At 68.4% G+C, this 24,553-nt stretch carries 19 protein-coding genes; 9 read left to right on the plus strand and 10 right to left on the minus strand.

Features of this window, described 5'->3' with window-relative positions:
- Entirely contained in the window at positions 1 to 798 is a 798-nt protein-coding gene (locus TY25_RS19845; protein ID WP_042258270.1) for an SAM-dependent methyltransferase, read from the minus strand.
- A gap of 414 nt (positions 799 to 1,212) precedes the next feature.
- Here TY25_RS19845 and TY25_RS19850 point away from each other — a divergent pair, with 414 nt between their 5' ends.
- Positions 1,213 to 2,217 carry a hypothetical protein gene (locus TY25_RS19850; RefSeq protein ID WP_146153983.1) on the plus strand — a complete coding sequence of 335 codons (1,005 nt, stop codon included), beginning with the start codon at positions 1,213 to 1,215 and terminating at the stop codon, positions 2,215 to 2,217.
- Between the two features lie 4 nt (positions 2,218 to 2,221).
- On the opposite strand, the gene TY25_RS19855 is transcribed toward TY25_RS19850, so the two are convergent.
- On the minus strand, positions 2,222 to 3,010 hold the full coding sequence (locus TY25_RS19855) for an IclR family transcriptional regulator (RefSeq protein WP_081868986.1): 789 nt from the start codon (positions 3,008 to 3,010) through the stop codon (positions 2,222 to 2,224).
- A 127-nt stretch (positions 3,011 to 3,137) separates the two neighbouring features.
- On the opposite strand from TY25_RS19855, the gene TY25_RS19860 reads away from it, so the two are divergent.
- The 3 genes from TY25_RS19860 to TY25_RS19870 are packed head-to-tail and all read left to right on the plus strand — an operon-like array spanning position 3,138 to position 6,900.
- A complete protein-coding gene (locus TY25_RS19860) occupies positions 3,138 to 4,700 on the plus strand; it encodes a bifunctional 3-(3-hydroxy-phenyl)propionate/3-hydroxycinnamic acid hydroxylase (protein ID WP_042258272.1) in 1,563 nt (520 codons plus the stop codon).
- Positions 4,697 to 5,665 carry a VOC family protein gene (locus TY25_RS19865; RefSeq protein WP_226887364.1) on the plus strand — a complete coding sequence of 323 codons (969 nt, stop codon included), beginning with the start codon at positions 4,697 to 4,699 and terminating at the stop codon, positions 5,663 to 5,665. The genes TY25_RS19860 and TY25_RS19865 overlap by 4 nt, the downstream gene beginning before the upstream one ends.
- Positions 5,662 to 6,900, plus strand: a complete 1,239-nt coding sequence (locus tag TY25_RS19870) for an MFS transporter (RefSeq protein WP_042258273.1) — start codon at positions 5,662 to 5,664, stop codon at positions 6,898 to 6,900. Before TY25_RS19865 ends, TY25_RS19870 begins: the two co-directional genes overlap by 4 nt.
- A gap of 263 nt (positions 6,901 to 7,163) precedes the next feature.
- On the opposite strand, the gene TY25_RS19875 is transcribed toward TY25_RS19870, so the two are convergent.
- From TY25_RS19875 to TY25_RS19910, 8 genes are read right to left on the minus strand one after another with little or no spacing between them, the layout of a single operon-like run.
- Positions 7,164 to 8,879, minus strand: a complete 1,716-nt coding sequence (locus TY25_RS19875; protein ID WP_042258275.1) for a fatty acyl-AMP ligase — start codon at positions 8,877 to 8,879, stop codon at positions 7,164 to 7,166.
- Positions 8,876 to 9,634 (minus strand): 4'-phosphopantetheinyl transferase family protein, encoded by a 759-nt coding sequence (locus TY25_RS40650; RefSeq protein WP_162184213.1) that lies wholly within the window; start codon positions 9,632 to 9,634, stop codon positions 8,876 to 8,878. Before TY25_RS40650 ends, TY25_RS19875 begins: the two co-directional genes overlap by 4 nt.
- Complete coding sequence (locus tag TY25_RS19885) at positions 9,613 to 10,371, minus strand: thioesterase II family protein (protein ID WP_081868975.1); 759 nt, start codon at positions 10,369 to 10,371, stop codon at positions 9,613 to 9,615. The genes TY25_RS40650 and TY25_RS19885 overlap by 22 nt, the downstream gene beginning before the upstream one ends.
- Positions 10,368 to 11,435 (minus strand): HAD-IIIC family phosphatase, encoded by a 1,068-nt coding sequence (locus tag TY25_RS19890; RefSeq protein WP_042258276.1) that lies wholly within the window; start codon positions 11,433 to 11,435, stop codon positions 10,368 to 10,370. Before TY25_RS19890 ends, TY25_RS19885 begins: the two co-directional genes overlap by 4 nt.
- A gap of 36 nt (positions 11,436 to 11,471) precedes the next feature.
- The gene (locus TY25_RS19895; protein ID WP_042258277.1) at positions 11,472 to 12,596 is read right to left on the minus strand and encodes an acyl-CoA dehydrogenase family protein; all 1,125 of its coding nucleotides are present in this window, start codon (positions 12,594 to 12,596) and stop codon (positions 11,472 to 11,474) included.
- Positions 12,596 to 12,859 (minus strand): acyl carrier protein, encoded by a 264-nt coding sequence (locus TY25_RS19900; RefSeq protein ID WP_042258278.1) that lies wholly within the window; start codon positions 12,857 to 12,859, stop codon positions 12,596 to 12,598. The genes TY25_RS19895 and TY25_RS19900 overlap by 1 nt, the downstream gene beginning before the upstream one ends.
- A 45-nt stretch (positions 12,860 to 12,904) precedes the next feature.
- The gene (locus tag TY25_RS19905; protein ID WP_042258280.1) at positions 12,905 to 13,747 is read right to left on the minus strand and encodes a 3-hydroxyacyl-CoA dehydrogenase family protein; all 843 of its coding nucleotides are present in this window, start codon (positions 13,745 to 13,747) and stop codon (positions 12,905 to 12,907) included.
- Complete coding sequence (locus TY25_RS19910) at positions 13,744 to 18,597, minus strand: type I polyketide synthase (RefSeq protein WP_042258281.1); 4,854 nt, start codon at positions 18,595 to 18,597, stop codon at positions 13,744 to 13,746. The genes TY25_RS19905 and TY25_RS19910 overlap by 4 nt, the downstream gene beginning before the upstream one ends.
- A 470-nt stretch (positions 18,598 to 19,067) precedes the next feature.
- On the opposite strand from TY25_RS19910, the gene TY25_RS19915 reads away from it, so the two are divergent.
- The 5 genes from TY25_RS19915 to TY25_RS19935 are packed head-to-tail and all read left to right on the plus strand — an operon-like array spanning position 19,068 to position 24,551.
- On the plus strand, positions 19,068 to 20,294 hold the full coding sequence (locus TY25_RS19915; RefSeq protein ID WP_042258282.1) for a 4-hydroxyphenylacetate 3-hydroxylase N-terminal domain-containing protein: 1,227 nt from the start codon (positions 19,068 to 19,070) through the stop codon (positions 20,292 to 20,294).
- A gap of 36 nt (positions 20,295 to 20,330) precedes the next feature.
- Positions 20,331 to 21,344 (plus strand): methyltransferase domain-containing protein, encoded by a 1,014-nt coding sequence (locus tag TY25_RS19920; protein WP_162184214.1) that lies wholly within the window; start codon positions 20,331 to 20,333, stop codon positions 21,342 to 21,344.
- The gene (locus tag TY25_RS19925; RefSeq protein ID WP_042258284.1) at positions 21,337 to 22,317 is read left to right on the plus strand and encodes an arginase family protein; all 981 of its coding nucleotides are present in this window, start codon (positions 21,337 to 21,339) and stop codon (positions 22,315 to 22,317) included. The genes TY25_RS19920 and TY25_RS19925 overlap by 8 nt, the downstream gene beginning before the upstream one ends.
- Positions 22,310 to 23,428 carry a pyridoxal phosphate-dependent aminotransferase gene (locus TY25_RS19930; RefSeq protein ID WP_042258285.1) on the plus strand — a complete coding sequence of 373 codons (1,119 nt, stop codon included), beginning with the start codon at positions 22,310 to 22,312 and terminating at the stop codon, positions 23,426 to 23,428. Before TY25_RS19925 ends, TY25_RS19930 begins: the two co-directional genes overlap by 8 nt.
- Positions 23,415 to 24,551 (plus strand): ATP-grasp domain-containing protein, encoded by a 1,137-nt coding sequence (locus TY25_RS19935; protein ID WP_146153985.1) that lies wholly within the window; start codon positions 23,415 to 23,417, stop codon positions 24,549 to 24,551. Before TY25_RS19930 ends, TY25_RS19935 begins: the two co-directional genes overlap by 14 nt.
- Positions 24,552 to 24,553 lie beyond the last annotated feature (2 nt).

Below are 24,553 nucleotides of genomic sequence, written 5' to 3' on the forward strand. Positions count from 1 at the left end.
TCAGGGCTTGCGAGCCACCGCGCCGTACGCGGAGATGGGCCGGGTTTCGCCGACCTGCGTATCACCGGAACGCCACTCGGTGATCGAGACGAAACCCGGCTCGACCAGTTCCAAATCGTCGAAGGCCGCGCGGATCCGGGCCTGCGGCCGAGGCACGTACGGCACGCCGCCGCTGTTGGTGTAGTTCTCGCACAGCGTGACATAGGCCTTGCTGTCGTCGGTCCCGTCCCACAGGACCAGGTAGCTGCCCGACGGCACCGCGCCCACCACGGTGCGCACGATGCGCAACATGTCGTCGTAGGTCTTGGCATGGCCGAGCACACCCATGAACATGACGCCGATCGGCTTGTCGAAATTCAGCACGTTGCGGGCGTCGGCGATGATCTGCTCGGGGTCGTGGTAATCGCAGTCGACGTAGGTGGTGACACCTTCGTTGGTGGTGCTGTTGAGCAATGCCCTGGCATAGGTCAGCACCAGCGGATCGTTGTCCACGTACACGATTTTCGATTCGGGGGCGATCCCCTGCGCCACCTCGTGGGTGTTCTGCATCGTCGGCAGGCCGGTGCCGATATCGAGGAACTGACGCACCCCCGCTTCCTGCGCGAGATAGGTCACCGCGCGGATCAGGAACTGGCGCGACTGCACCGCCATGGTGCTGATGTCCGGATCGACCTGCAGGCTGGCTTCACCCACGACTCTGTCGACTTCGTAATTGTCCTTGCCGCCCATCCAGTAGTTCCAGATGCGCGCGGAATGCGGGATGTCGGTCCGGATCTGCGGGGTAAGGTTCTCGGACATGGTTTTTCGGCTCCTCAGCGAACGCGAACAGCGGGGCACCGCCGACCGGCGACGGTAGGGTATTGACAGGTTGCATCCGATCTGCCAGTGACAGTACAAGCTTCAACCTCGCCAAGGGTCAAGTTAGCGAAGAGCTGTCCGAGATCGTAACCGGCCGTCCATATACGGCGTACGGTCTCGCCGATCCCGCGCACCAGCCCGATTCACCCCGCCATCAGGTTTGTCCGGGATGTCGGGAAAGGAACTCTCCGACAAGGGTATTCACCGCATCGGGGACTTCGGCGGCGGCCAGGTGCGCGGCGTTGTCCGCCATTCGAAGGACACCGGCCGGAGTCGAACCTCGGTACGGTCGGGCAAAGCAGCGATGGTCCCGGCGGGGCCGCCTCGCCTGGGCCACTGCCGGAAGGCGCGTACATGGCAGATTCTGTCGAACATCAATTCCTTTCCCAGCGGGTGGTCGACGTGCTGAGCGACCTGGCGAGATCCCGCCTCTATTCCTACACCGAGGCCGAACGACGCAAGTTCGACTTCGCCTGCGAGCTCCAACGGGATTGGTCTCGCCCCCTCGTCGGTCAAACCCTCTGGAGTCATCACTCCGGAATAGACAAAGATCTGCGCACCATGCTGCTCGACACCGAAGCGGAGATCTGCGTATACGTGGCCAAAGATACCGTGCACCATCGCCGGTTGTTATCCGAGGCGATGCGCGACTTCCGGACGAGCGGCCTGCCTTTCGCGCCCCATCGGTTACGGGTGTTCTGGATACCGGCCGACTTCGATGCCGATGACGACGAGCAGCGCCGGATAGTCGGCGACGTGTTGACCGACAATGTCGTTCGCGACGTGCTCATGAATGTCGTCTTCGGCAATCTCACCGCCGAGGATGTGCGTTTCTTCGTCCGCACCGGCGGTCTGGCCGGGCTCCACGTCGCGGTGCTCGTCTCGATTTCGACCGCGCTCGAACCCTATCGACGTCCCGGCGATATCGGCGAACAACTAGGCGTCTCGCCCGGCGCGATCCGTGAACGCTTGCTGCGCTTACTGGGGTGCGGCTTTCTCACGCAATTCGGCGGTGGTGCGACACGCACTCAGGCGACGCTGAAAGGCCGGGTCTTTCTCGACCTGTGCGCCCAACTCTGGCGGCAGCATCAGACCGGCACCCTGGATGCTGAGATGACGCACATCCTCCGGCTGCTCGATCTGCGGTACGACCCTGCTGCGATCGAATACTCGGCCCGCGCACTGCATTTGGCCGGTCCGCTGCTCACCGAGGTCCCGGAGATGGCGACCGGCAGGCTGATCGCCACGATCGCGGCAGCCGTCGAGCGCTGGGGCATCGACTTCGAAACGATAGAACACGTGGTGCCGCAGCGCGGTGCGAAGTTGCCCGCATGGTGGCCGGACAACCCCGCCGAATAACCGGTCAGCCGTTGAGGTTTGCGGTGATTTCGGCTGCGGCGGCAAGGACGGCGACTGCCAGGTCCGGGACGCGGGCGTCGGGGACGCGGGTGGAGAGGGCGGCGATGCTCACTGCGGCGACGACGTCGCCGTCGGCGCCGTGGACGGGTGCGGCGATGCCGAGTACGTCGGGGTCCAGTTCGCCGCGGCTCACGGCGTAGCCCTGCTCGCGGGTCTGTTGCAGGCGGGCGAGCAGGGCGCGCTTGGTCACCGGCGTGCGTGCGGTGAAACCTTCCAGGTGGGTGGTGTCGAGGATGTCGTCGACCGCGGCGTCGGAAAGCCAGCTCAGCAGGCTGAACGCGGACGCTCCGGCATTGATGGGCAGGATCTCGCCGCGCTCGTAGGTGATCCGCACGGCCCGGCTACCACTGTCCTCGCGCTCCAGGCAGATGACGCGGTCGCCGGTGAGCCGGGTGAGCAGGACGGTTTCTCCCACGGTGGTCGCGAGGCGGCGCATGATCGGCCGGGCGATCTCGGAGAGGCCGAAACCGCGACGGGCCAGGCGCGCCAGCTCCATCACCCGGGATCCTAGGCGGTAACCGCTGCCGTCGGCGTCCTCCAGGAATCCGGTCTGGGTGAGGCTTTGCAGATACCGGTAGGCAGTGGAGCGACCCACCGCGAGATGGGCGGCCACCTCGGCCGCGGTCAACACCAGATGTCGCTCGTCGAACATCAGCAGGATGTCGAGCGCGCGGTCCGCGGTGGTGTTGCGTTCGCGGTACCCGCTGTTCGTTCCAGAAATATGTCCCGCCATGTAGGACATTCTAGGGTTCCAGTCTGGAACCTTGGCCGAATTTGTCCCGTTTCTCAGGACTTCAGTCCCTATATCCGGGACGCGCACTTAGAGTGGACTCGAGCAGTCTTCCGGAAGGAGCGTTCGAGTGCAGGGTGGGGTGATCGAAAGCGATGTCGTGATCGTCGGCGCGGGCCCGGTGGGCATGACCGCGGCGGCACTGCTCGCCGCCCGCGGCGTGCGGGTCCAGGTACTCGAGCGGAACACCGAGACCAGTGACGAGCCGAAGGCGATCAGCATCGACGACGAGGCGTTGCGCGCCTTCCAGTGGGCCGGCCTGGCCGAGCGGCTGCTGCGAATCATGGTGCCCGGCACCGGCACTCGCTATTACGACAGCCAGGGCAGCCCGCTGTTCCACGCGCGCGCCGAGCAACCCCGGCGCTTCGGCTATCCGTTCAAGAACCCGTTCGCCCAGCCCGACCTGGAACGCGAACTGGCACAGCATCTTCGACAGCAGCCGACCGTGCGACTGCGCATGGGCACGGAGCTGACCGACCTGATTCCGGACGACGACGGCGTCACCATCCGCTGCGGCACACAGCGACTGCGGGCTCGCTACGTCCTCGGCTGCGACGGCGGCCGCTCGACGGTGCGCGACCGGCTCGGCATCGGCATGCGCGGCCACAGCCATCCGGAGACCTGGCTGGTCGCCGACGTGCTCGGCGATCGGCACGATCAGCGGTACGGCATGCATCACGCCGATCCCGCGCGCCCGCACGTGATCATCCCCGGCAGCGGCGGGCGCTGCCGGTACGAATTCCTGCTGCACCCCGGCGAAGCCGAACTGCCGGAGCTGGAACTCGTGCGCCGCTTGCTCGCGCCGTACCGCGAGATCACCGACGACCAGGTGGAGCGCGTGGTGACCTACCGGTTCCACAGCCTGGTCGCGGATCGGTGGCGCGCCGGTCGGGTGTTCCTGCTCGGCGACGCCGCGCACATGATGCCGCCGTTCGCCGGCCAGGGCTTGAATTCGGGCATCCGGGACGCGGCGAATCTCACCTGGAAGATCGCCGATGTCCTGTCCGGCCGGCTGACCGCCGCCGCGCTGGATTCCTATGAGAGCGAACGGAAACCACACGCCCTCGCCACCGTAGCCCTCTCGGAGCGGATGCGGCGGGTGGTGATGACGACCGATGCCAGGCTGGCCCGCCGCCGCGACGACTACCTGCGCCGGGCGGTCTCGACACCGCATGGCAAAGCGTACTTCGAGGGGATGCGCTACCGGCCCGCCCAGGTCTATTCGACCGGTTTGATCGCGGCCGCGACCGCGCCCGTCGGCATCGCGATCGGGCAGCCGGTGGTGTTCGAGGCGGGCACCGGCCGGATGCGGCTGCTCGATGAAATCCTCGGTCTCGGTTGGGCGCTGCTCGGCGTCGGCGGCGACGCGGCGATCCTCGCGGATGAGGTGCGCCACGCACAGTCGTTCGCGCCGGTGGTGTTGCACGTTCCGATCGATGACCGGATGCCCTCGTGCGCACCGGGTATCGGCTCGATCGTCGATCTCGACGGCCGGCTCGCCGCCGACCTGGCCGCGTACCGCGGGCACAGTGTGCTGCTGCGCCCGGACCGGTTCGTCGCCGCCGCCTGGCAGCCCGGCCGCGCCCCCGCCCTCACCACGGCGCTGTGCGCCGCCGACCCCGTTCCCGCATGAGCACGGAGGTGAAGGACCTCATGACCGCCCCGACGCCGTTGTCGCACAACGAGTCTCGGCACAGCGGTGCGCTCCGCCGTACCGCGGCGTCACACCTCGGGCTGCGAGTTCCGGAGGTCGGCCCGGTGGCCGAGTTCTACGGGCGCGTCTTCGGTTTGGTGCCGCACAGTGAACTGTCCGGCGGCGGGATGCGGCTGGGCTGGGGCCGCGGGCATCACGTGCTGGATCTACTGCCGGGCACGCCCGCACTGGACCATCTGGGCTTCGAGGTGGCCGACCCCGGCGGACTCGACCTGCTGGACAAGCGACTGCGGGCGGCGGGCCACTCGGTCGACGCGCTGGACGAGCTGTTCCTGGACGAATCCGTCGGTACCGCAACCGGTCTGGGCACCACCGACCCCGAAGGAAATATCGTGCATTTCCACGCACCGGTGCACCGCACCGGCGAGCGCGGCGCCGATACCGGGCAGCGGCCGATCCGCTACCAGCATCTCGCCCTGGGCAGCACCGATGTCCCCAGGATGATCGAATTCTATTGCGATACAGTCGGTTTCCAGATCTCCGATCAGCTCTCCGACGGCAGCTTCGCCTGGTTGCGCAGCAACCGCGACCATCACACCCTCGCGATCGTCGCCGCCGAGCGGGCCTGCCTGGACCACTACTCGTTCGACCTCGCCGAATGGAACGACTTCAAGCGCTGGTGCGACCGCCTCACCGAGCAGGAGGTCGACGTCGCCTGGGGTCCGGGCCGGCACGGACCGGGCAACAACCTGTTCGTCTTCGCGGACGATCCCGCGGGCAACCATGTGGAACTGTCCGCGGAGATGGAGAAGTTCCACGACGACCGCGCCACCTACACCCCGCGGCACTGGGATCCGGTGCCCCGCAGCGTGAATCTGTGGGGCGGCCAGCTCGCGAGCTGGCGGCGCACCGGCGAGCGGCGACCGTGCGGAGAGAAACCGTGATCGCGGACAGCGGGGGCGCCCGCGACCGCCTACCCGCGACCGGCGTCATCGGCCTGTGTGCGCTGATCGTCGTCGCCGAGGGCTACGACCTCATCATGTACGGCGCGATGCTGCCCGCGCTGCTCGACGAAACCGGTTGGGGGATGACCAAATCCACCGCGGGCACGGTCGGCAGCATGGTCTACGTCGGGATGACCGCCGGGGCGCTCACCGGCGGCAGGCTGGCCGATCGTTTCGGGCGGCGGCGTCCCCTGCTGGTCGCCGTCGGCTGGTTCACCGGCTGGACCGCGGCCTGCGCGCTGGCCGGCTCCGCGGCGCAGCTGGGCGCGTTCCGCCTGCTCGCCGGGATCGGCATGGGCGCCGCGGCCGCGGTCGCGTTGGCGCTGGCCAAGGAGTACACCGCGCCCGGCCGCACCAGCCTGACCGTCACCGTGCTCATGGCCGGTATCCCGATCGGCGGCATCACCTCCGCGCTCGCCGGGCTGATCCTGCTGTCCGAGCACGGCTGGCGGCCGCTGTGCTGGATCGGCGCAGTCGGCTCCGCGCTGGTCCTGCTCATCGCGATCGTCTTGCTGCCCGAATCCAGGGAATTCGCGCGCACCCGCAGCCCGAGCCGGGTACGTGAGCTGTTCGCCGCGCCCCGCGGACCGATGACGATCCTGTTCGCGGTGGCGGCGTTCGCGGAATTGCTCACCTGGTACGGGCTGAACACCTGGATCACCACACTGATGCGGGAGCTGCGCTACCCGATGACCTCGGCTCTGCAGTTCTCGCTGACGCTCAACAGCGGCGCGGTCCTCGGATCGTTCGCGCTCGCCGCGGCGGCCGTGCGGTGGGGCGCGCGCCCCGTGGCGAGCGTGAGCGCGTGCGTCGCCGCGGCCATGATCGCGGCCTGCGCCACGGGGCTGTCGGACCGGCTGCTGTTACTCGCCGTCATCGCGGTGCTCGGCGCGGCCGCGCATTCGACCTTGAATCTCATCAATGCCGCTGTGGCGGACGCCTATCCGGCCGACCTGCGCGGCAGTGCGCTCGGCTGGTCCAACGGCGTCGGCAGGCTCGGCGCCGTGGCCGCACCCACCCTCGGTGGCTGGGTCCTGGCGGCGACCGGCCCGCTGCAGGTTTTCCAGACCTTCATCCTGACCTCGGTCTGCGCCGCCCTCGTGCTGGCGGCGCTGACCCGCACCGGCCGCGCGAGCCGACCGGCCCCGGTCGATCGAGCGCGGGTGGCCGGATGAACACGACACCGCATCCCGGGTGGGTCGGACCGCGGAGGGGGCGGCCCGACCCACACTCCCAGCGCGCCCCACCGCCCACGTGACACCGGCCGCCGTCGCCGCATCGAGGGGTTGCGGTGCGAGTGGCCGGCACCGAGACGGCGTCGGGCGACCGGCGGCGTGCGGACAGCGGAGGGAGGACCGCTGCCGCCCCGCCCGGCTCGACGTCCCAACCGGCCGACATCCCTTGCCCAGCAGGGGATGTCGGCGTGTAGTCGGGTGATTCAGGACAGCGGGGACAGCGCGTTGTCGCGGTATTGCGCGCGGACCGCGTAGCGGCGGACTTTGCCGCTCGAGGTGAGCGGGATGGAGCCGGGGGTGATCAGGACCACGTCGGTCAGGCGCAGGCCGTGGTGCTCGCCGATCGCGGTGCGCACGGCGGTGGCTATCTCGGCTCTGGTGGCGGCGTCGGCCGGGTGGTCGCGGTTCAGTTCGGCCACCAGCACCAGCTCGGGGTCGTCGTGATCGAGCACCTGGAAGGCGGCACAGCGGTCGGGCCGCAGGGCCGGGTGGCTGTCCATCGCGGTGGCTTCGAGGTCGGAGGGATAGTGGTTGTAGCCGTCGATGATGATGAGGTCCTTACGACGACCGGTGACATAGAGCTGTCCCTCGTGCACGAACCCGAGATCGCCGGTGCGCAGGAAGTTTCCGGCGTGGCCGGGGACGCTCGCGCCGAACGTCTCGGCCGAGGCTTGCGGCGCGTCCCAGTACCGGGCGCCGACACTGTCTCCGCGCAAACAGATTTCGCCGACCTGCCCGGCCGGTAGCGGGGTGAGCGTCTCGGGGTCGGCGAGCACGAACTCGTAGGCGTCGTTGAGTTCACCGCTGGCCACCAACCTGCGGCCACCGCTCGGCACCGGTTCCACCCGCCCCTTGGCCAGCGCGGTCGGGTCCACCTCGACGGTGGTGAGGCCGCTGCCGCGCGGGCCGCCGGTCACCAGCAGTGTCGCCTCGGCGAGGCCATAGCACGGGAACAGACTGGCGGCGTCGAAGCCCGCGTCGCCGAAATGCTCGGCGAAGGCGAGCATCGTGTCCACCCGGACGGGCTCCGCGCCGCAGAGCGCCACCCGCAGCGGCGACAGGTCGTACTTGCCGACCTGCGGGGCAGCCACCCGCCGCACCGCGAGCGCGAAAGAGAAGTTGGGGGCGACCGTATGGGTGGCGCCGAAGCGCGACATCGCCGCGATCCAGCGCGCCGGTCGTTGCACGAAAGCCAAGGGGGACATGCTGATCACGGAGGAATCGCTGTACACCGGGTAGGTCACCATGCTGAGCAGGCCCATGTCGTGGAAGGTCGGCAGCCACGCCACACCCACTCCGGCGCCGATCTTTCCGGTGACCAGCCGCAGATTGGCGAGCACGTTGCCGTGGGTGAGCACGACACCTTTGGGTTCACCGGTCGAACCGGACGAATACTGCAAGTGCGCAATGGTTTCGGCGGTGATGCCCGGATCGCGGTACCGGTCGGCCGTCGCGGGGTCGACCTGATCGGTGACCACGGTGCGCAGCTGGGTGAATCCCTTGTTGTGCGCCAGCACCGGTGTCAGCAGCGGTTCGATATCGACACTGGTGAGCACTAGCCGCGCCCCGGAGTTGGCGGTGATGGACGCCAGCCGCGCCAGCGAGTCGGCCAGCTTGTTCGGCTGCGGCGGCGCCACCGGCACCGCGACCACACCGGCGTACAGGCAGCCGTAGAAAGCCACGACGAATTCCAGCCCGGGCGCGTAGAGCAGCAGCGCCCGCTCCCCCGGCTCGGTGACCTCGGCCAGCCGCACGGCCACCGCGCGGGCCGCCCGGTCGAGGTCCGCGAAAGTCATTGCCGCACTGACCTCGTCACCGTCGCCGAGATGCCGGAACCGCACCTCGTCGGGTCTGGCGGCGGCCCGCATGGTCAGCATCTGCACGAGGGTGACCGGCTCTACCGGGAAGAAGGTTGTCATGCTTGCACTCCTGCGCTTCGACGACCGAAATATGCTCTGGCCCCGGCCGATTCGGTGGGGCGCAAGGGAAAGCGCCGGGCCGGCCGGTGACTGACGAAGGCGCCGACGTGGCGCGGGCTCAGACCGAAGCGATGGACGTATCCAACGGGCAGTGCCGCGCCGTCGACGCCCGTGACCACCGTGTGCCCGGACGCATCCGCCCCGAGTTCGAGGGTGTCGGGAGATATCGTCAACCCGCTGCCGAGCCATTTCAGGTAGCTTTCCTTGGCCACCCAGTGGTGCAGGAACCGGCGGCGGTCGGCCCGGACCAGGTCCGCCTCGCCCGGGGTGAGCACTCGAGTGGCGAGTGCCATCTGGTCGAAGTCGGTATCCAGCGATTCGATGTCGACGCCGACCGCGCCCGATCCGGCCACCGCGACGACCGCGCAGCCGGTCGTGTGCGTGAGATTGAATTGCAGTGCGTGGCCGAGTAATTCCGGCTTGCCGTGTACGCCTGTGGTGAATTCCAATGCTTCGGGGGCAATTCCGGTATACGCCCCGAGCACGCGACGCAGCGTGGCCCGGATCCGGATGAAGTCGTTCGCGAACGCTGCCGTGCCGAAGCGGGTGCTGCGGTCGAGTTCCGCGGCGGCCAGTACGCGACGATCGTCCGGCGCGCACTCCCCGGTCAGCGCCGTCCACCACAGTTCGACGTCGTCCGGCGCGATCGTCCGGCGCGGGGCCGTGCCGCCGCTCACGGCGAACCCGTCAGGCATCGGCGCACCCGCCGGAGCACGGCGTCGCGGTGGGTCACCGGGAAGAAATGCCCGCCGGGCACGAGCCGGATATCGACTCCGGCCGAGCCACATTCGGCCCACGGCTCGAGCTCGGCCATGGTGACGTGCGAATCGGCGCTCCCGCTCAGCACGGTGATCGGCAGGTCGAGGCGCGGGTGCGGCCGATAGTGGTAGGTCTGATCCACCCCCAGATCGGCGCGCATCAGCGCGAGCACCTGGGCGCGCATCTGCTCGTCCGCGAGCACCTCGTCAGGTGTGCCGCCGAGCCGGTAGACGATCTCCAGCAGCGTCGCGTCGGAGGCCATGCGGACCCACGGCAACCGCGAAGGATGGTGTGGCGCACGACGTCCGGACACGATCAGGTGCACCGGACGCGGCCCGGCCCCGGCGGCGAGCCGCCGAGCCAGCTCGTAGGCGACCAGCGCGCCCAAACTGTGCCCGAACAGCGCGAACGGCTCCTGCCACGCGCCGTCCATTACCGCGAGCAGATCGTCGAGCAGCGCCCCGAGGTCCTCGAACGGCTGGTCCCGCATCCGCAGTTCCCGCCCGGGCGGTTGCAACGGGACCACGTCGACCTCGGGGCGCAACTGCTTGCGCCACGGCAGGTAGGTCGAGGCGCCCGCGCCCGCGTGCGGCAGGCAGTACAGCGTGGCGGCCGCGCCACCGGCCCCGGGATACGGCATCCATTTGCCCGCGGCGATCGTCGGCGCACTCATCGACGGACCCCCACTTCGGGAGTCTCGACCGTGAGGTACGCCGGTGGCGGCGGGGGCGGCTCGGCCGGGGCGGCCAGCAGCGTGACACCGTCGCGTTCGCCCGCCTCGGTGAAACCGGCGAATCGATAGGTGATGTACATGATGCGATTCCGTTCCGTGGCAACGTATTCGGCGAGCAGTCGGGCACCGTGGCGCTGCGCGAGCCGGTGCACGTGGTGCAACAGCACCGTGCCGACGCCGCGGGAGATCACCCGGCACGACATCAGCAGCAGCTGCAACCGCCATTCGTGCGCGCCGCGCTGCACCAGCGCGAGACCGACCTGCCCATAGCTGCCGTAGCGGTCGTCCAGTTCCGCCATCAGCAGCAGATACTCGTCGGAGGCTGCACAGGCGGCGAGTTCCTCGGCGGAGTACATGATCCCGGTGGAGTTCAGTTGATTGGTCCGCACGACGAGTTCCTCGGCCCGGCCGAGATCCGCGGCGGCGGCCGGGCTGATCCGGAACCGCATGCCGAGGGTGGCGAGGAATTCCTCGTTGGTGCCCGGGAAGCGCTGCTCGGCCACGCTACGCTCGATGCTCGCCCGGTACATGTGCCGCCGATTACGCGCGTCCGCGCTCACGTGCCGCGGCCGGAATTCCGGCCGATCCGCCAGGGAGGCAATCTCTTCGGCGTCCAGGCACAGCACCTCGGGATGGGCGAACGCGACCTCGTCACGTTCCATCGCCTGGTCGTCGACGAAGGCGAGGGTATCGATCCCGATATCGAGCCGTTGCGCGATGGCGGCCACCGACGCCGACTTATCGGCCCAGCCGATCTGCGGATGCAAGAAGTAGTCGGCGATCCCGAGCTCGGTCAGTTTCGCGAGCGCGATTTCGGGATCGTTGCGACTGGCGATCGAATGCAGTATTCCGCGTTCGTCCAGCGTGGTGATGGTCTCCCGGATACCGGGTTTCAGGTCGGTGACGGTGGCCTGCTCGAGCAGCACGCCGTCCCAGAGCGTGTGGTCGAGATCCCAGACCACGCATTTGATCTGACGGGGGCGCTTGCGCACCTCGGCGTTCATCGAATTCCCCTTCCCGCTGCGCAGATCCGGCCGGCATCAATCAATGGCGACGACCCGCGCCCGATTCAGGCACGCGTCGGTGGCGATCAGGACGTGTTGCAGCTGGGTGCTGCCTTCGATGATCTCCATGACCTTGGCGTCGCGCAGATACCGCGCGACGGGGTACTCGTCGCTGCAGCCGCGCGCGCCGTGCAGCTGCACCGCGTCGTTGGCGGCCGCCACCGCCGCGGTCGCAGCGAACTGCTTGGCCATGCAGGTCGCCATGATGGTGTCGGGGCTGCCCGCGTCCTTCAGCCGTGCGGCCTGCCACACCAGCAACCGCGCCGCCCTGGTGTTGGTGGCGATGGTGGAGATCATCTGTTGCACCAGTTGGTGTTCGCGCAACAGCGCGCCGCCCTGACGCCGGGTGCTCGCGTAGCGCACGCAGGCCTCCAGGCAGGCCTGCAGGAGACCGACACAGCCGGCGGCCACACTGAACCGGCCGATATCGAGGACACCGGTGGCGATGGCGAGCCCCATCCCCTCGGGTCCGATCATCGCGTCCGGCCCCACCCGGCAATCCTCGAAGACGATCTCGGCGACCGCACTGCCGCGCGTCCCGGTGACGTGCTCGACCGGCCTGCGCCGCACGCCGGGCTCGGCGGCGTCCACCAGGAAGGCCGCCGGACCTTTCCCGGTGCGGGCGAAAACGAGCAGCACATCGGCGAGTCGGCCGCCGGTGACCCAGAGCTTGTGCCCGTTCAGCACCCACTCCTGGCCCTCGCGCACGGCCGTGGCTTGCAGCGCGGCGAAGTCGCTGCCCGCGTCCGGCTCGGTGAGACAGAACGCGCCGAGCGCCGCCCCCGCCACCAGATCGGCCCGCCACCGGCGCCGCATCGTCGCGCTGCCCCAGCGATCCAGTGCGTAGAGCACCATCGAGTGCACGGTCAGCAGGCTGCGCATGGCCGCGCAGCCGCGGCCGATCTCCTCGTGTAGCTCGGCCAGCGCCGTCATGCCCGCCCCGGTGCCGCCGTCGGCCTCCGGCAACACCGCGCCCCACAGACCGCGAGCGGCGAACTCCCCCACCATCTTCCCGTCGATGCGGCCCGCGCGATCGAACTCCGCGGCCCGGGGAGCCAGCACCTCGTCGACGAACGCGGTGATCTCCGCCCGCGGCCGCATCACGCCACCTCGGTCGCCGCATCCCGGCCGCCGAGCCGGCCGACCAGCGCCAGCATCCGGTCCACCGTGCGGAAATTGTCCAGCATCAGTTCGTCGTTCGGAATCCGTTCGCCCAGTCGCTGTTCGATGAACATGACCAGCTCCATCGCGAACAGCGAGTTGACGAAGCCGCTTTCGAAGATGTCGCGGTCGTCCTGGAGTTCACCGGCGGGAAAGCGCTTGGCGACGAATTCACGGAGTTCGGAACGGGCATCGGAGAACATGTCTGCGGTCCTGTCGGTTACGGGGCAAGGAGGCGGGTGCTGCGCTCAGGAGTACGAGAAGAAACCCTGACCGGATTTACGGCCGTGCAGTCCGGCATCGACCATCTTCTTCAGCAGCGGACAGGGCCGATACTTGCTGTCGCCGTAGAACTCCTGGAGCCCTTCGATGCTGTAGAGGATGGTGTCGAGCCCGATGAGATCCGCGGTCTCCAGCGGACCCGAGGCGTGCCCGAAGCAGGAGCGGAAGATCTCGTCGACCTCGGCCGCACCTGCCACGCCGTCCTGCAGCAGGAATATCGCCTCGTTGACCATCAGCATCAACACCCGATTGGATACGAAACCCGGCATGTCGTGCACGACGATGCCGCGCTTGCCGAGACCGTCGAGCAGGTCCTGCGCCGTGGCGATGGTGGACTCCGAGGTGTGCCAGCCGCGGATCACCTCCACCGTGGACTTCATCGGCACCGGATTCATGAAGTGCATGCCCAGCACCCGGTCGGGCCGGGTGGTCGCCCCGGCGATCTTGGTGATCGGAATGCACGACGTATTCGCCGCGAACACCGTTTCGGGCGGGCAGATTTGGTCCAGCCGCGGATAGATCTCGGACTTCAACGCCCAGTTCTCGGTGATGTTCTCGATCACGAACTCCGCGGCCCCGACATCGGCGAGATCGGTCGTGTAGGTCACCCGCTGGGTCAGGTCCCCGTATTTCTCGGTGTCGTGGCCGAACAGGCGACCGGTGCGGTAGTACCGCAGCACCTCGTCCGCCGCACGGTCCAGTTGTTCCTGCGAGCGATCCACGAGCACCACCGAAAAGCCGTGTGCCGCAAGATCTTGCGCGAGGCCACTGCCCATCACGCCCGCACCGATGACTCCGAGCGATTTCATGTCCGTGACTTCCTTTCCGGCGCGGTCGCGGTGAGCAGATAGTCGGCCATCTCGGCGACCGTGGGGGCCTCGAACAACGCGACAGTCGGGACGACGACGCGGAATTGCTTCTTGATCGCGTTGATCAGTTGCAAGCCGACCAGCGAATTGCCCCCGGATTCGAAGAAATTCTCGTGCAGGCCCACCTGGTCGACGCCGAGTGCCGTCTGCCACAACCGGGCGAGTTCGCGCCGATAGTCCTCGACCGTGCGGTCCGGTGCCGCAGCCGGTGCAACGCTGCTGTCGAGCGGATCGCCGGCGCGCACCCACGCCGCGAGGCGCTCGCGCAGCTGCCCCGCGGAGACGACCGCGCGCCGCGGTCCGCCCGCGATCAACCGGTCGAACACCGCGAGCGCGTCCGCGGGGGCGAACGAGTAAGTGTCCAATGATGCTGCGACGCACGGCCTTTCACCGTGCCGCACGGTCGCCTGCCAGGTGTCCCAGCACGCGGTGCGCCACGCGGACCCACCCGGCAGGCCACGCAGGGTGACGAACTGATCCTGGAAGGCGTTGGCCGCCGCGTAAGCGGTGAAACCGATGCCGCCGAGCACCGCCGACATCGAGGACAGCAGGACGACGAAGTCGGGCCGCTCGTCGCGCAGCGCATGGGCCAGCGCGAGCGTGCCGTCCACCTTGGCCCGGAAGTGCGCTGCGGTGAGTTCCGGGGTCGTCCCCTCGATGGTGGTGAAGGCGTCGGGCGTCAGCACGCCCGCGGCGTGGATCACGCCGTCGATCGGACCGAACCGCTTGCGGGCGAGCGCGATCGCGGCCGCCGCCGCCGCGCGGTCACCGATATCGCAGGGCTGCACCAGTACTTGTGCGCCCGCGCGGACCAGCTCGCGCACCGCGGCGGCGCGCTCGTGTGCCGTCGCACTCGCCTGCGCGAGCGAGGCCGGGTCGTCGAGATCCGGCAGCGGAGTCCGGGCGAGCAGCACGAATTTGAGCCCGGACCCCGCCGCCACCAGATGGGCGGCCATCTGGAGACCGATACTTCCTGTGCCACCCGTGATCACGTAGACGCCGCCGTCGCGCACATAGGCCTCGGCCTCGCCGAGCGTGCGCGGTTGGAAACGTTGAACGAATCTGCGCCGTCCACGCCGGGCCACCACCGCCGCCGAGCCGCGCCAATCCAGCTCGGCGACCACCGATTCCGCGAGTTCGCTCCACGAAGCGGACGCATCCTCGGCCGGGGTGACGACGTCGAACGTGCGCACCGCCAAGCCGGGATATTCCTGTCCCACGGTGCGTGCGGGCCCGACGAGGGTGGTTTTGCCCGGATACAGTTCGTCCTCGGGATCGCAGGTCTGCGCATGATCGGTGACGACCAGGATCCGGCAGCCGTCGGCACAGTGGCGGCTCAGGTCCCCGGCCAGCGCCAGCAGGCTGTCGAAGCCGAGCCGCCGATGCGCGCCGACACCGTCGACGGACACCGGATCTTCCTGCGGGCCCTGCACCGACCACAGGTGCACCACCGTGCGGGGTAACAGGTTCCGGTCGGCCAGTGCCGTCATCAACTGTGCGTAGTCGCCGGATGCACCGGGCCGGAGCTGATAGCCGCCCGCCGTGGTCGTCGCGAATTCCGTTCCGGGAGAAACGGTTACCACGTCGGCCCCGCCGAGGGCTTTGACGAGATGCCGGGCCAGCTCGGCGCTGCACGTCTCAGGATCGGTGAAGACCAGGTAGGGACCGCTGCGCTCGTTCGCACCGTCGGTGACGCGGGTACCGACCCACTGCGGTTCGAGCACCTCGATGGTCCCCGTGCGCGCCGGACCGGGTTCGCGCACCGGGCGGGCCGCGCACGCTTCCGGCCAGAACTGCTGATGCTGGAAGGAATACGTCGGCAACGAGACCGACGTCCCCGCCGATCCGACCTCGGACCAATCCACGTCCACTCCGGCCGCCCACAACCGGCCCAGGGTGCGGGCGACCACCTGGTCGTCCGGGTCGCGCAGCGATGCGGCGCGCAACGTCGGCAAGGTCAGCGCGCCATCCGAGTGCGCCAAGGTCTGCGCGGCCAAACTGGCGAGCTGGCCCGCCCCGAGATCCACCAGCACGCACGGATCCGAGCCTGTCAGTGTCTGCACGCCCTCGTCGAAAACCACGGTCGCGCAGAGATGCTCGGCCCAGTAGTGCGGGTCACGCGCCTGCTCGTCGCTGATCCACGTTCCGGTCACGTTGGACACGAACGGAATTCGCGGGGCGCGCAGCTCGACGCCGTCGAACAGCTCGATCAGTGCCGCGCGCAGCGGCTCCAGCAGGTGTGAATGCATGGCGCGGGTGGTCGGCACGCGCAGCGCCGCGATCTCGTCGGCCGCCAGGCGTTGCTCGAGCGCGGCGACGGCGGCCTCAGTTCCGGCGACGACGACCGTGCCCGGGCTGTTGACCGCGGCGCAGGACAGATCCGGCCCGAGGTAGTCCGCGAGCCGATGCACACCCATGGCCACGGTCAGCATGGCACCGGGCGCGGCGGCCGCGACGAGCTGAGCGCGCCGCACCACCAGCGGCAGCGCGACTTCGACGTCGAACACTCCGGCCAGGCAGGCGGCGGTGTACTCGCCCAGGCTGTAGCCGAGCAGACCGGTGGGCTCGATGCCGTGGTCGCGCCAGAGCTGCGCCGCGGCGTAACTCAACGCGAACACCGCAGCGTGCGCGAGATCGGTTCGGGACACCAACTCGTCGGCGGGGAGCGCGGTCGAGCCCCGGTTACGCAGGGCGGCAAAGGGATCCGACGGCGCGGGTGCCGAATCCGGGTACAGGACCGTCCGCAGGTCCATACCGAGAGGCGCGGCCGCGATCTCGGCGCAGTGGTCGAGTGCGGCGCGGAAGGCAGGTTCCGCACGGTAGAGGTCGCGGCCCATCCCGGCGAACTGATCGCCGGTACCGGGCAAGACGAAGCGCACGGTCGGCGCTCGCCCGTGCGGTACTGCCGTCACCGGCACCCGTCGTCCGACCTCGTCGAGCGCCTCGGCTGCCTCGAGCAGCGTTTCGAACGGGACGGCAGCCCGATACGGCATCGCCGATCGCCCCGTCTGGAAGGTGGCCGCCACGTCGGCCGGGTGCAGGCGCGGATGGCTGCGCAGGTGCTCGGCGAGCGCGTGCGCGGTTGCGGACACGGCCTGCGGCGAGCGCCCCGACAGCGCCAATATGTGCCTGCGCGCTGTGTCGTCCGCCCGTACGAGCGCGGGCGGTGCGGACACGACGACGTGGGCGTTGGTGCCCGACCATCCGAACGAGCTGACACCGGCGGTCGGGGTGCGCTCGTGCGCATCCGGCCACGGAATGTTCTCGTGCGGCAGGCGAGCCGGGCTCGCCGCCCAGTCGATTGCCGGATTCGGTTCGCGCAGATGCAGATTCCGCGGGATGGTCCGGCGGTGCAGCGCGAGCACGGTTTTGATCAGCCCCGCCATCCCGGCCGCGCCGGTCAGATGGCCGACGTTGGTCTTCACCGCCCCGACGTACAGCGGCCGTACGCCCACCCGCGCGGGACCGAAAACCTCGGTCAACGCGGCGATCTCGATCGCGTCGCCGAGCTGGGTGCCCGAGCCGTGCGCTTCGACGTAGTCCACGCTGCCGGCATCGATTCCGGCGTTGCGGTGCGCCGCCCGGATCACCGCGACCTGTGCCGCTCGGTTCGGCGCGGTCAATCCGTTACTGGTGCCGTCCTGATTCACGGCCGACCCGCGCACCACGGCGCGGGCCTGGTGCCGGCGTGCTCGGATGTCGGCCAGCCGCTCTACGACGACGGCCCCGCATCCCTCGCCGAGCAGGAAGCCGTCCGCTCGGGCGTCGAACGTCTTGCAGCGCCCGTCCGCAGCGAGCATCCGCATCTTGCACGCCTGCAGGTAGGTGTCGGGGTGCACGATCGCGCTGACCCCGGCGACCACGGCGCGATCGCATTCGCCGACGCGAATGCTGTTGATCGCCAAGTGCAATGCGACCAGCGAGGACGAGCAGGCGGTGTCGACCACCATGCTCGGGCCGCGCAGGTCGAGCAGATACGACAGCCGCCCCGCCACCACACTGGTCGCGCTGCCGAGCCCCACATACGGGTCGTCCAGCTCGCCGGGACCTCCGCGGTCTACCAGCAGGTGCGCGTAGCGACTGTCGGCCATCATGCCGACGAAGACACCGGTCCGGCTCTCCCGGAGCCGGTCCGCGGGGATCGCGGCGTCCTCGAGTGCCGCCCAGGCGGTTTCCAGCAGCATCCGCTGTTGCGGATCCATCCGCAAAGCCTCGCGCGGTGAGATGCCGAAGAACTGCGCGTCGAATCCCGCGAGGTCGTCGACGAACGCGCCGCGAGTGGTGTAGGCGGTTCCGGGCGCGTACGGGTCGGGATCGAAGTATCGCCGGGCGTCCCAGCGGGCGTGCGGCACGTCCGTCGCGGCGTCGACACCGTCGGCGAGATTGCGCCAGAACAACTGTGGCGTATTCGCTCCGGCGGGGAATCGGCAGGCCATCCCGGCGATGCAGATCGTGTCCTGCTCGCCGGACGGTCCACCGGTAGCGAAGGCGGCAGCCGGTTGTTCGGGTGTGGCCGCGGCAGCGGAACTCGTATCCGCAAGCGCCGCACCGAGTTGCGCCACCGTCGGATGCTCGTAGAGCAGGGTTTCCGGGAGCTTGCGGTCGAGCCACTCCTCCAATTCACCGGAGAGGCCCACCGCGTCCGAGGAGGTCAACCCGTATGCGGCGAAGGTGGTGGTCCGATCGATCGTCGCCGGATCCGCGCCGACGATCTCACCTATTCTTCCGGACAGCCATTCTTCGATCGCCGCTCGATCGATGGCGCCGGACCCCACCCGATTCGTCTCCACCAATACCGCCCTTCAACCATCGGGGTTCATGGTCCGGCCCGCGCGCGCCGGTTACCGGTCGAATTCGTCACAAGCTTTCGCCGGACACCCGAATCAGGGAAAGCTCAGCCCCCGTCGGCCCGAATCTAGCACCGACACACCCACCTCGCAACGCTGCCGGGGGCATACTCCTGACAAGCTGGTGTTGAATGAGAGGCATTGCGACAGAAGTTATTACACGCGCGGGTGGGCTGGCATTCTCGCCGTTTCGGCGATATCGGCAACCCCCCGATCAGGGGGTTTTCATGACTCTCGCGAGCGAGGCATGCTACAGGTTGTCCATCTCGAGAGCGGGGGGTTTCTATGCATTCGACCTGATTCATCGGGGTATACACACCGCTCGGGCCGCAGCACAGATAGCCGCAAGGTTACTCATCTGCCCGGACACCACGTCAACGGTAGTTATCCGGGTTGCAGGCTAAGGAAATCCATTGGAAACTCAGCAGATCACCTGCTCGACCGACAGCATTTCGACGGCGCGTGTGGCGACCGATCGCACGCCATTTGCAAAGACCCTGGACGGGCTGCGGACCAATCCGGAACTGAAATTGTTCTGGGACTGCATCTGGACGCCACCGGCGACCAGAGATCAGTTCTTCGAGTACGCCGGGCAACTGCGCCGATTCGCCACCTACAGCGGTGGACTGCTCGGGCGCAGCCCTGATTTCCTGGCCGGTATCGTCTCCGCGTGGGCCGCCAATGCCACCCATTTCGGGGAAAACGCCGAACGCGTACAGGAGTTCCATCGCGGCTGCCGCGCGGCCAATTCGATCCTCACCCATGCGATTTCCGATATCTCCGAACGCGGGCGCATTTCCGAGCACCATCTGCTGCGGGTCGTGGCACGAGATCCGGACGGCATCTATCTGAGCGGTTTCAAGCAGCTGGCCACCCTCGCGCCGTACGCCGACGTGCTGCTGATCTACCCCTACCGCATGCTGTCGCAGGCCGAGGCGTCCACCGCGCTGTGCGTCGCCATCGAGCCGGGCAGCGACGGCGTCAAGGTGCACGCACGGCCGGGTTTCCGTGGAGCACACGAGATTCCGGACGAATCGATCGATGTGCTCGACGAGCAGGACGCGATCATCGAGCTCGACCACGCCTTCGTGCCCAACGCCGACGTGTTCATCGACGGCTCGGTCGAGCAGTGCAATACGTTCCGGGCCCGCACCGGCATGACCCACCCCGCCTGGGTGCAGGCGCTGGCGCGGATGTCGGCGAAGGCGCAGCTGTATCACGAACTCGCACAGCGAGTCCTGGACGGCGGCCCGACCTCGGCCAAGGAGCCCGCGGTGCTGCTGGCGAAGCTGCGCCGGTTCGCCACGAGCACCGAACGAGATTTCGCCGCTGCCCTGGAATCCGCGACTTTCGATGAGCGCTACGGCTTCTGGGCTGCCGATCGCACCACGCTGCTGCAGGGCATCGGCAACTTCACCGAGCGCATCGAGGGCGCGGCGACACTGCTGTCCCAGATCGCCGGATTGGACCTCATCTGCCCGAAACCCGGTCGGACCAGCGGGCAGGGTCTGCTGCCCGTCGCGCCGCAGCTCTCCGATTGGACGCTGTTCACCAACTTGTCCTCGGGGGCCTACGGATACCGGCAGAACAAGTACGAACTCGCTTTCGTCGGGGATCCCGATCGGCTCGCCGCTGGCTGACCCGCGCAGAACTACCGCAAGAGAGGTATGAACCACATGCTCACCCGGAATCGCCTGATCGAAGCGCTGGAACCGTTCAGCGGATTCGTGCAGTCGGCTGTGCTGTACAACCTGATCGAGCACGGCATCCTCGAACAGATCGTCGTGAACGGCGTCCCGGCCCGCAAAGCGCTGGAGTCGGTCGTGACGACGCCGGAGCGGGTCGAGGCACTGCAACTGTTCCTGCGCACCGCGGGCTACACCGAGGATGACCGCGCCACGGACAAGCTGGTACAGATCTGGGAGGCCCGCGGCTGGTATCAGATGATGATCGGCGGCTACGGGCGAACCTTCCTCGAGATCGGCCAGGGCTTCACCGATCCGGCGGCGGTGCCCCGCGACGGCCGCATGGTCGGGGTCGGCAGCTGCGCGATCAGCGTGCACGACGCGATCCCGCTGATGTACCGGGTGCTCGACCAGCGCGGGAAGACCTACCGCAGCGGCATCGATCTGGGTTGCGGCAGCGGGATCTTCCTCACCACGCTGGCCGAAAGATATCCCGAGATGCGGCTCACCGGCATCGAGCCGAGCCCCGAAGGGGCGGCGGCCGCAGTGGAATTCGTCGCGGGCTCGCTGCACGCGGACCGGATCGGCATCGTGAACGCAAACGCGACCGGCCATCTCGAGCACACCGACTCGCACTACGACTTCGGCATCATCAGCTTCGTCATCCACGAGATCCTCGGGCAGGAGGGCGAAGCGGGCGTGCGGAAGTTCCTGCGGACCCTCTTCGACAACAATCCCGGGCTGGAACTGCTCGTCATCGACATCGACTACTGCTGGGACAACGCGGAGTCGATGAAGGACCCGCACCGCACGAACTACTACAACCACTATTTCCTGCTGCACCCGTTCACCGACCAGCGCCTGGCGACCAAGCAGTACTGGCTCGGCCTGTTCGACAGCGAAGGGCTCGAGGTGGTGGCCGCGGACGTGGACACGCCCGGCCTCGACGAAACCGGGATCGTGACGGCAATCCTGTTGCGGTCCAAGGAATCCAGTGATGACTGACTACACCGACAGCCAGGCGGTCTCCCGGTTGAGCTCGGGCCCGCGCACCTTCTTCCGGCTCCCCTATCGGCCCGTGCGCGAGCTCACCGCCGGCGACGGTGTCGACGCCGTCATCCTCGGAGTGCCGATCGACGGCGCGACGGGCTATCGCAGCGGCGCGCGATTCGGGCCGGAGGCGGTGCGTGCCGCGAGCACGCTCGCCCGGTTGGGCAGCCGGGAACGCGATCTGGTGATCACCGACCTGCTCTCCGTCGTCGACGGCGGCGATGTGCATATCATCCCGGGGTATCACCTGCAAACCCTCGAGCTGATCGAGCACGGCGTCGACGCCGTGCACGCGATCGGCGCGCTGCCGATCCTGGTGGGCGGTGACCACAGCCTGGCTATCGCCGAACTCCGCACTGCGGCAAGGCATCACGGTCCGCTCTCGCTGGTCCAGCTGGATGCCCACCGCGACGTGCTGGACAACTACTTCGGGGTCGAGCATTTCCACGGCACGGTCTATCGCCGGGCGGTCGACGAAGGCCTGATCGATCCGACCACCAGCGTGCAGATCGGCATGCGCGGCAGCGTGCCCCGCGAGGACCTGGCCCCGGACGGCATGGGATTCACCGTGATCCACAGCGACGAGGCGCTCGCGCTGGGCTGCCGGGAACTCGGCCGGATCGTGCGGGACAAGGTCGGCGACAACCCGGTCGCGCTCACCTTCGACATCGACTTCGTCGATCCGTCGTGCGCGCCCGGCACCGGCACCCCCGAGGTCGGCGGGCCGTCGTCGGCCTTCGCGCTGCAACTGCTGCGCGAGCTCGAGCTGCCGAACATCCGGACCGTCTCGCTGGTCGAGATCTCGCCACCCTACGACTCCGCCGATATCACCGCCCATCTCGGCGTCGCGGTGATCTTCGAGATCATGGCGCTCGCCGCGGCCGCCCGGCGGAACCGGATACAACAGGACGGTCGTCTGCATGCCTGACAACATCACCGACCTGGAGGTCAGGGCGCTCGTCGACGGTGTCAACCTGTCCGACGGTCACCCTCGAATGTCGCTGTCCACCAGCCAATCCGAGATCGTCGCCGCCTTCCCGGAGATCTTCGCGCATACCCGCAAGCTGCCGGTGGACGTGGTCGAGAAGAGCGCGCGGGCCGCGTTCCTGTCCTCGATCGGGCAGCACAGCGCGCTCGCCGAGGACATCAGCTTTCGCAGCTGCTATTCCTCCTCCACCGCCATCGACATGATCGGCAAGGCGATTCGCCTCGCCGATCGCCCGGTGGCAATGGTCGAGCCGACCTTCGACAACCTGCACGACCTGCTGGCCGGCCACGGCCTGCGCATCCGCTCGGTGGCCGAAAAGGCTTTGGCCAGTGGGCCGCTCGACAATATAGCGCCGCCGGGCGGGGTGCTGTTCATCGTCTCGCCGAACAATCCGACCGGCACCGTGCTCGCGGCGGAGCGGTTACGCGATATCGCGGCCGCGTGCGCCGAGCGCGGCACCGTGCTCGTCATCGATTCGTGCTTCCGGGCACAGGATCTGCGCGCGCAGTACGACATGTACGCCGTGCTCGGCCGTTTCGCGCTCGACTGGGTGATCATCGAGGACACCGGAAAGCTCTGGCCCCTGCAAGAACTCAAGACCGGGTTCCTGAACTGGAACGCGGGCAACCCGCTGCCGCTGGCCAGGATGTACTCCGACCACATGCTCTCGGCCTCGCCGTTCATTCTGCGGGTGGTCGAACTGTTCGCCGAGGACGGCCGACACGGCGGCTACGACGAACTGCGCGGCGACATCCAGCGCAACCGGGCCCTGGCCCGCGACAACATCAATCTGCCGCCCGCCTATCCGGATTCGCGGATCTCGGTCGACACGTTCCGGCTGCCCGCCGGCGTCGCCGCCAACGCGCTGTATACCGACCTGGGCGAGGTCGGGGTACACGTACTGCCCGGCGAGCTGTTCTACTGGGAGCAGCCGAATCTCGGCACCGACCTGATCCGTATATCGCTGGCACGCGATCCGGAAGCCGTCGTCACGGGCTGCCAGCGCGTCGACCAGCACCTAGAGGCATGGAGGCGTGTTGTCATCAGGTGAGCGCGCGACGGTGGTCCTGCTGCAGGCGAAGCAATCGCTCGGCAGCGAAGGGCTGGCCGACTTCGGAGCGGCCGTAGCGGCGACGGGCGCCCGGTTACGGATCCTGCGGACCGGCGAGGTGCCGCTGGTCCGCGATGCCGAAGTGACCCTGGACGACCTCGGCGAGCAGCACATCGCCCCGATCGGCGAATGGCGGTCGCTGCTCCCGGACGGGACGAGCGCCGTCGTGACCAACGACGAGTACCTGCTGGGCCTCGCGGCCCAGCTGTGCGGGGAACGCGGCCTGCCGACACCGGTGCCCGGCTCGCTGGAGAACTATCGGCACAAGGGGCGGATGCGGCGCGCGCTGGAGGCGGCCGCCGTCCCGGTGCCCGAATCGCTGATCGTGGCGGCGGGCGCCGTCGAGACGACCGCCGGATTCACCGGGTTCGGCGACGACGAACTCGTCATCGTCAAGCCGGCCGCGGAGGCCAATCTGCGCGGCATCCGGGTCGAGCCGTTCGGCGCCGTCGATCCGGTCGCGCTCGGCGACGGGCTGATCGAACGGTTGCTCGGCGGGCCGCAATATCATTCGGAAGTGCTCGTGGTGAACGGCACTGTGACGCACCTGTTCTCGGGGCTCTACATCCGCTCGCTGCTGGACCTGACCACGGGCGGGCCCTCCGGCTCGGCCCGGGTCGCACCCGAGCTCGAGGCCCGGCTGGCCGATCTCGCGATCCGCACCTGCACCGCGCTCGGACTCGACGGGACTTTCCCCGCGCACGTCGAATACCTTTCCAGTGGAACGGAATTCACCGATGTCGTGGTCAGTGAGGTGTGCGCGCGGGCGTCCGGCGGCGAGGTGCCGTTCCAATCCAGGATCATCACCGGTATCGATCTCGAGCTGCTGAATCTGCGGATCCAGGCCGGACTCGACTGGTCCGAGCCGAAGGTGGACGCCGACGCTTCGGGCGGCTGGTTGTGGCGCGTCGGCAGGCCGATCGAGGGCGCCGACCGCATCGACGAGCTGCCCGTCGACGCGACGTTCGATCACATCCGCCTCGGCGGCCGGGCGCGGCTCAGCGGCCGCACGGATGCCGTCCTGACCGCGCTCGAACTGCTGGCGGTCGCGAATGAGGGGTGAGC

Origin of the sequence: Nocardia brasiliensis NBRC 14402, from assembly GCF_000308475.2 — a bacterium.
GTDB classification, from domain to species: Bacteria; Actinomycetota; Actinomycetes; order Mycobacteriales; family Mycobacteriaceae; genus Nocardia; species Nocardia brasiliensis.

Excerpts from the sequence above, each read along its gene's own strand:
- TY25_RS19845 (WP_042258270.1), bottom strand. The coding sequence starts at position 798 with ATGTCCGAGAACCTTACCCCGCAGATCCGGACCGACATCCCGCATTCC.
- TY25_RS19850 (WP_146153983.1), top strand. The coding sequence starts at position 1,213 with ATGGCAGATTCTGTCGAACATCAATTCCTTTCCCAGCGGGTGGTCGAC.
- TY25_RS19855 (WP_081868986.1), bottom strand. The coding sequence starts at position 3,010 with ATGGCGGGACATATTTCTGGAACGAACAGCGGGTACCGCGAACGCAAC.
- TY25_RS19865 (WP_226887364.1), top strand. The coding sequence starts at position 4,697 with ATGAGCACGGAGGTGAAGGACCTCATGACCGCCCCGACGCCGTTGTCG.
- TY25_RS19875 (WP_042258275.1), bottom strand. The coding sequence starts at position 8,879 with ATGACAACCTTCTTCCCGGTAGAGCCGGTCACCCTCGTGCAGATGCTG.
- TY25_RS40650 (WP_162184213.1), bottom strand. The coding sequence starts at position 9,634 with ATGCCTGACGGGTTCGCCGTGAGCGGCGGCACGGCCCCGCGCCGGACG.
- TY25_RS19885 (WP_081868975.1), bottom strand. The coding sequence starts at position 10,371 with ATGAGTGCGCCGACGATCGCCGCGGGCAAATGGATGCCGTATCCCGGG.
- TY25_RS19890 (WP_042258276.1), bottom strand. The coding sequence starts at position 11,435 with ATGAACGCCGAGGTGCGCAAGCGCCCCCGTCAGATCAAATGCGTGGTC.
- TY25_RS19895 (WP_042258277.1), bottom strand. The coding sequence starts at position 12,596 with ATGCGGCCGCGGGCGGAGATCACCGCGTTCGTCGACGAGGTGCTGGCT.
- TY25_RS19900 (WP_042258278.1), bottom strand. The coding sequence starts at position 12,859 with ATGTTCTCCGATGCCCGTTCCGAACTCCGTGAATTCGTCGCCAAGCGC.
- TY25_RS19905 (WP_042258280.1), bottom strand. The coding sequence starts at position 13,747 with ATGAAATCGCTCGGAGTCATCGGTGCGGGCGTGATGGGCAGTGGCCTC.
- TY25_RS19920 (WP_162184214.1), top strand. The coding sequence starts at position 20,331 with ATGCTCACCCGGAATCGCCTGATCGAAGCGCTGGAACCGTTCAGCGGA.
- TY25_RS19925 (WP_042258284.1), top strand. The coding sequence starts at position 21,337 with ATGACTGACTACACCGACAGCCAGGCGGTCTCCCGGTTGAGCTCGGGC.
- TY25_RS19930 (WP_042258285.1), top strand. The coding sequence starts at position 22,310 with ATGCCTGACAACATCACCGACCTGGAGGTCAGGGCGCTCGTCGACGGT.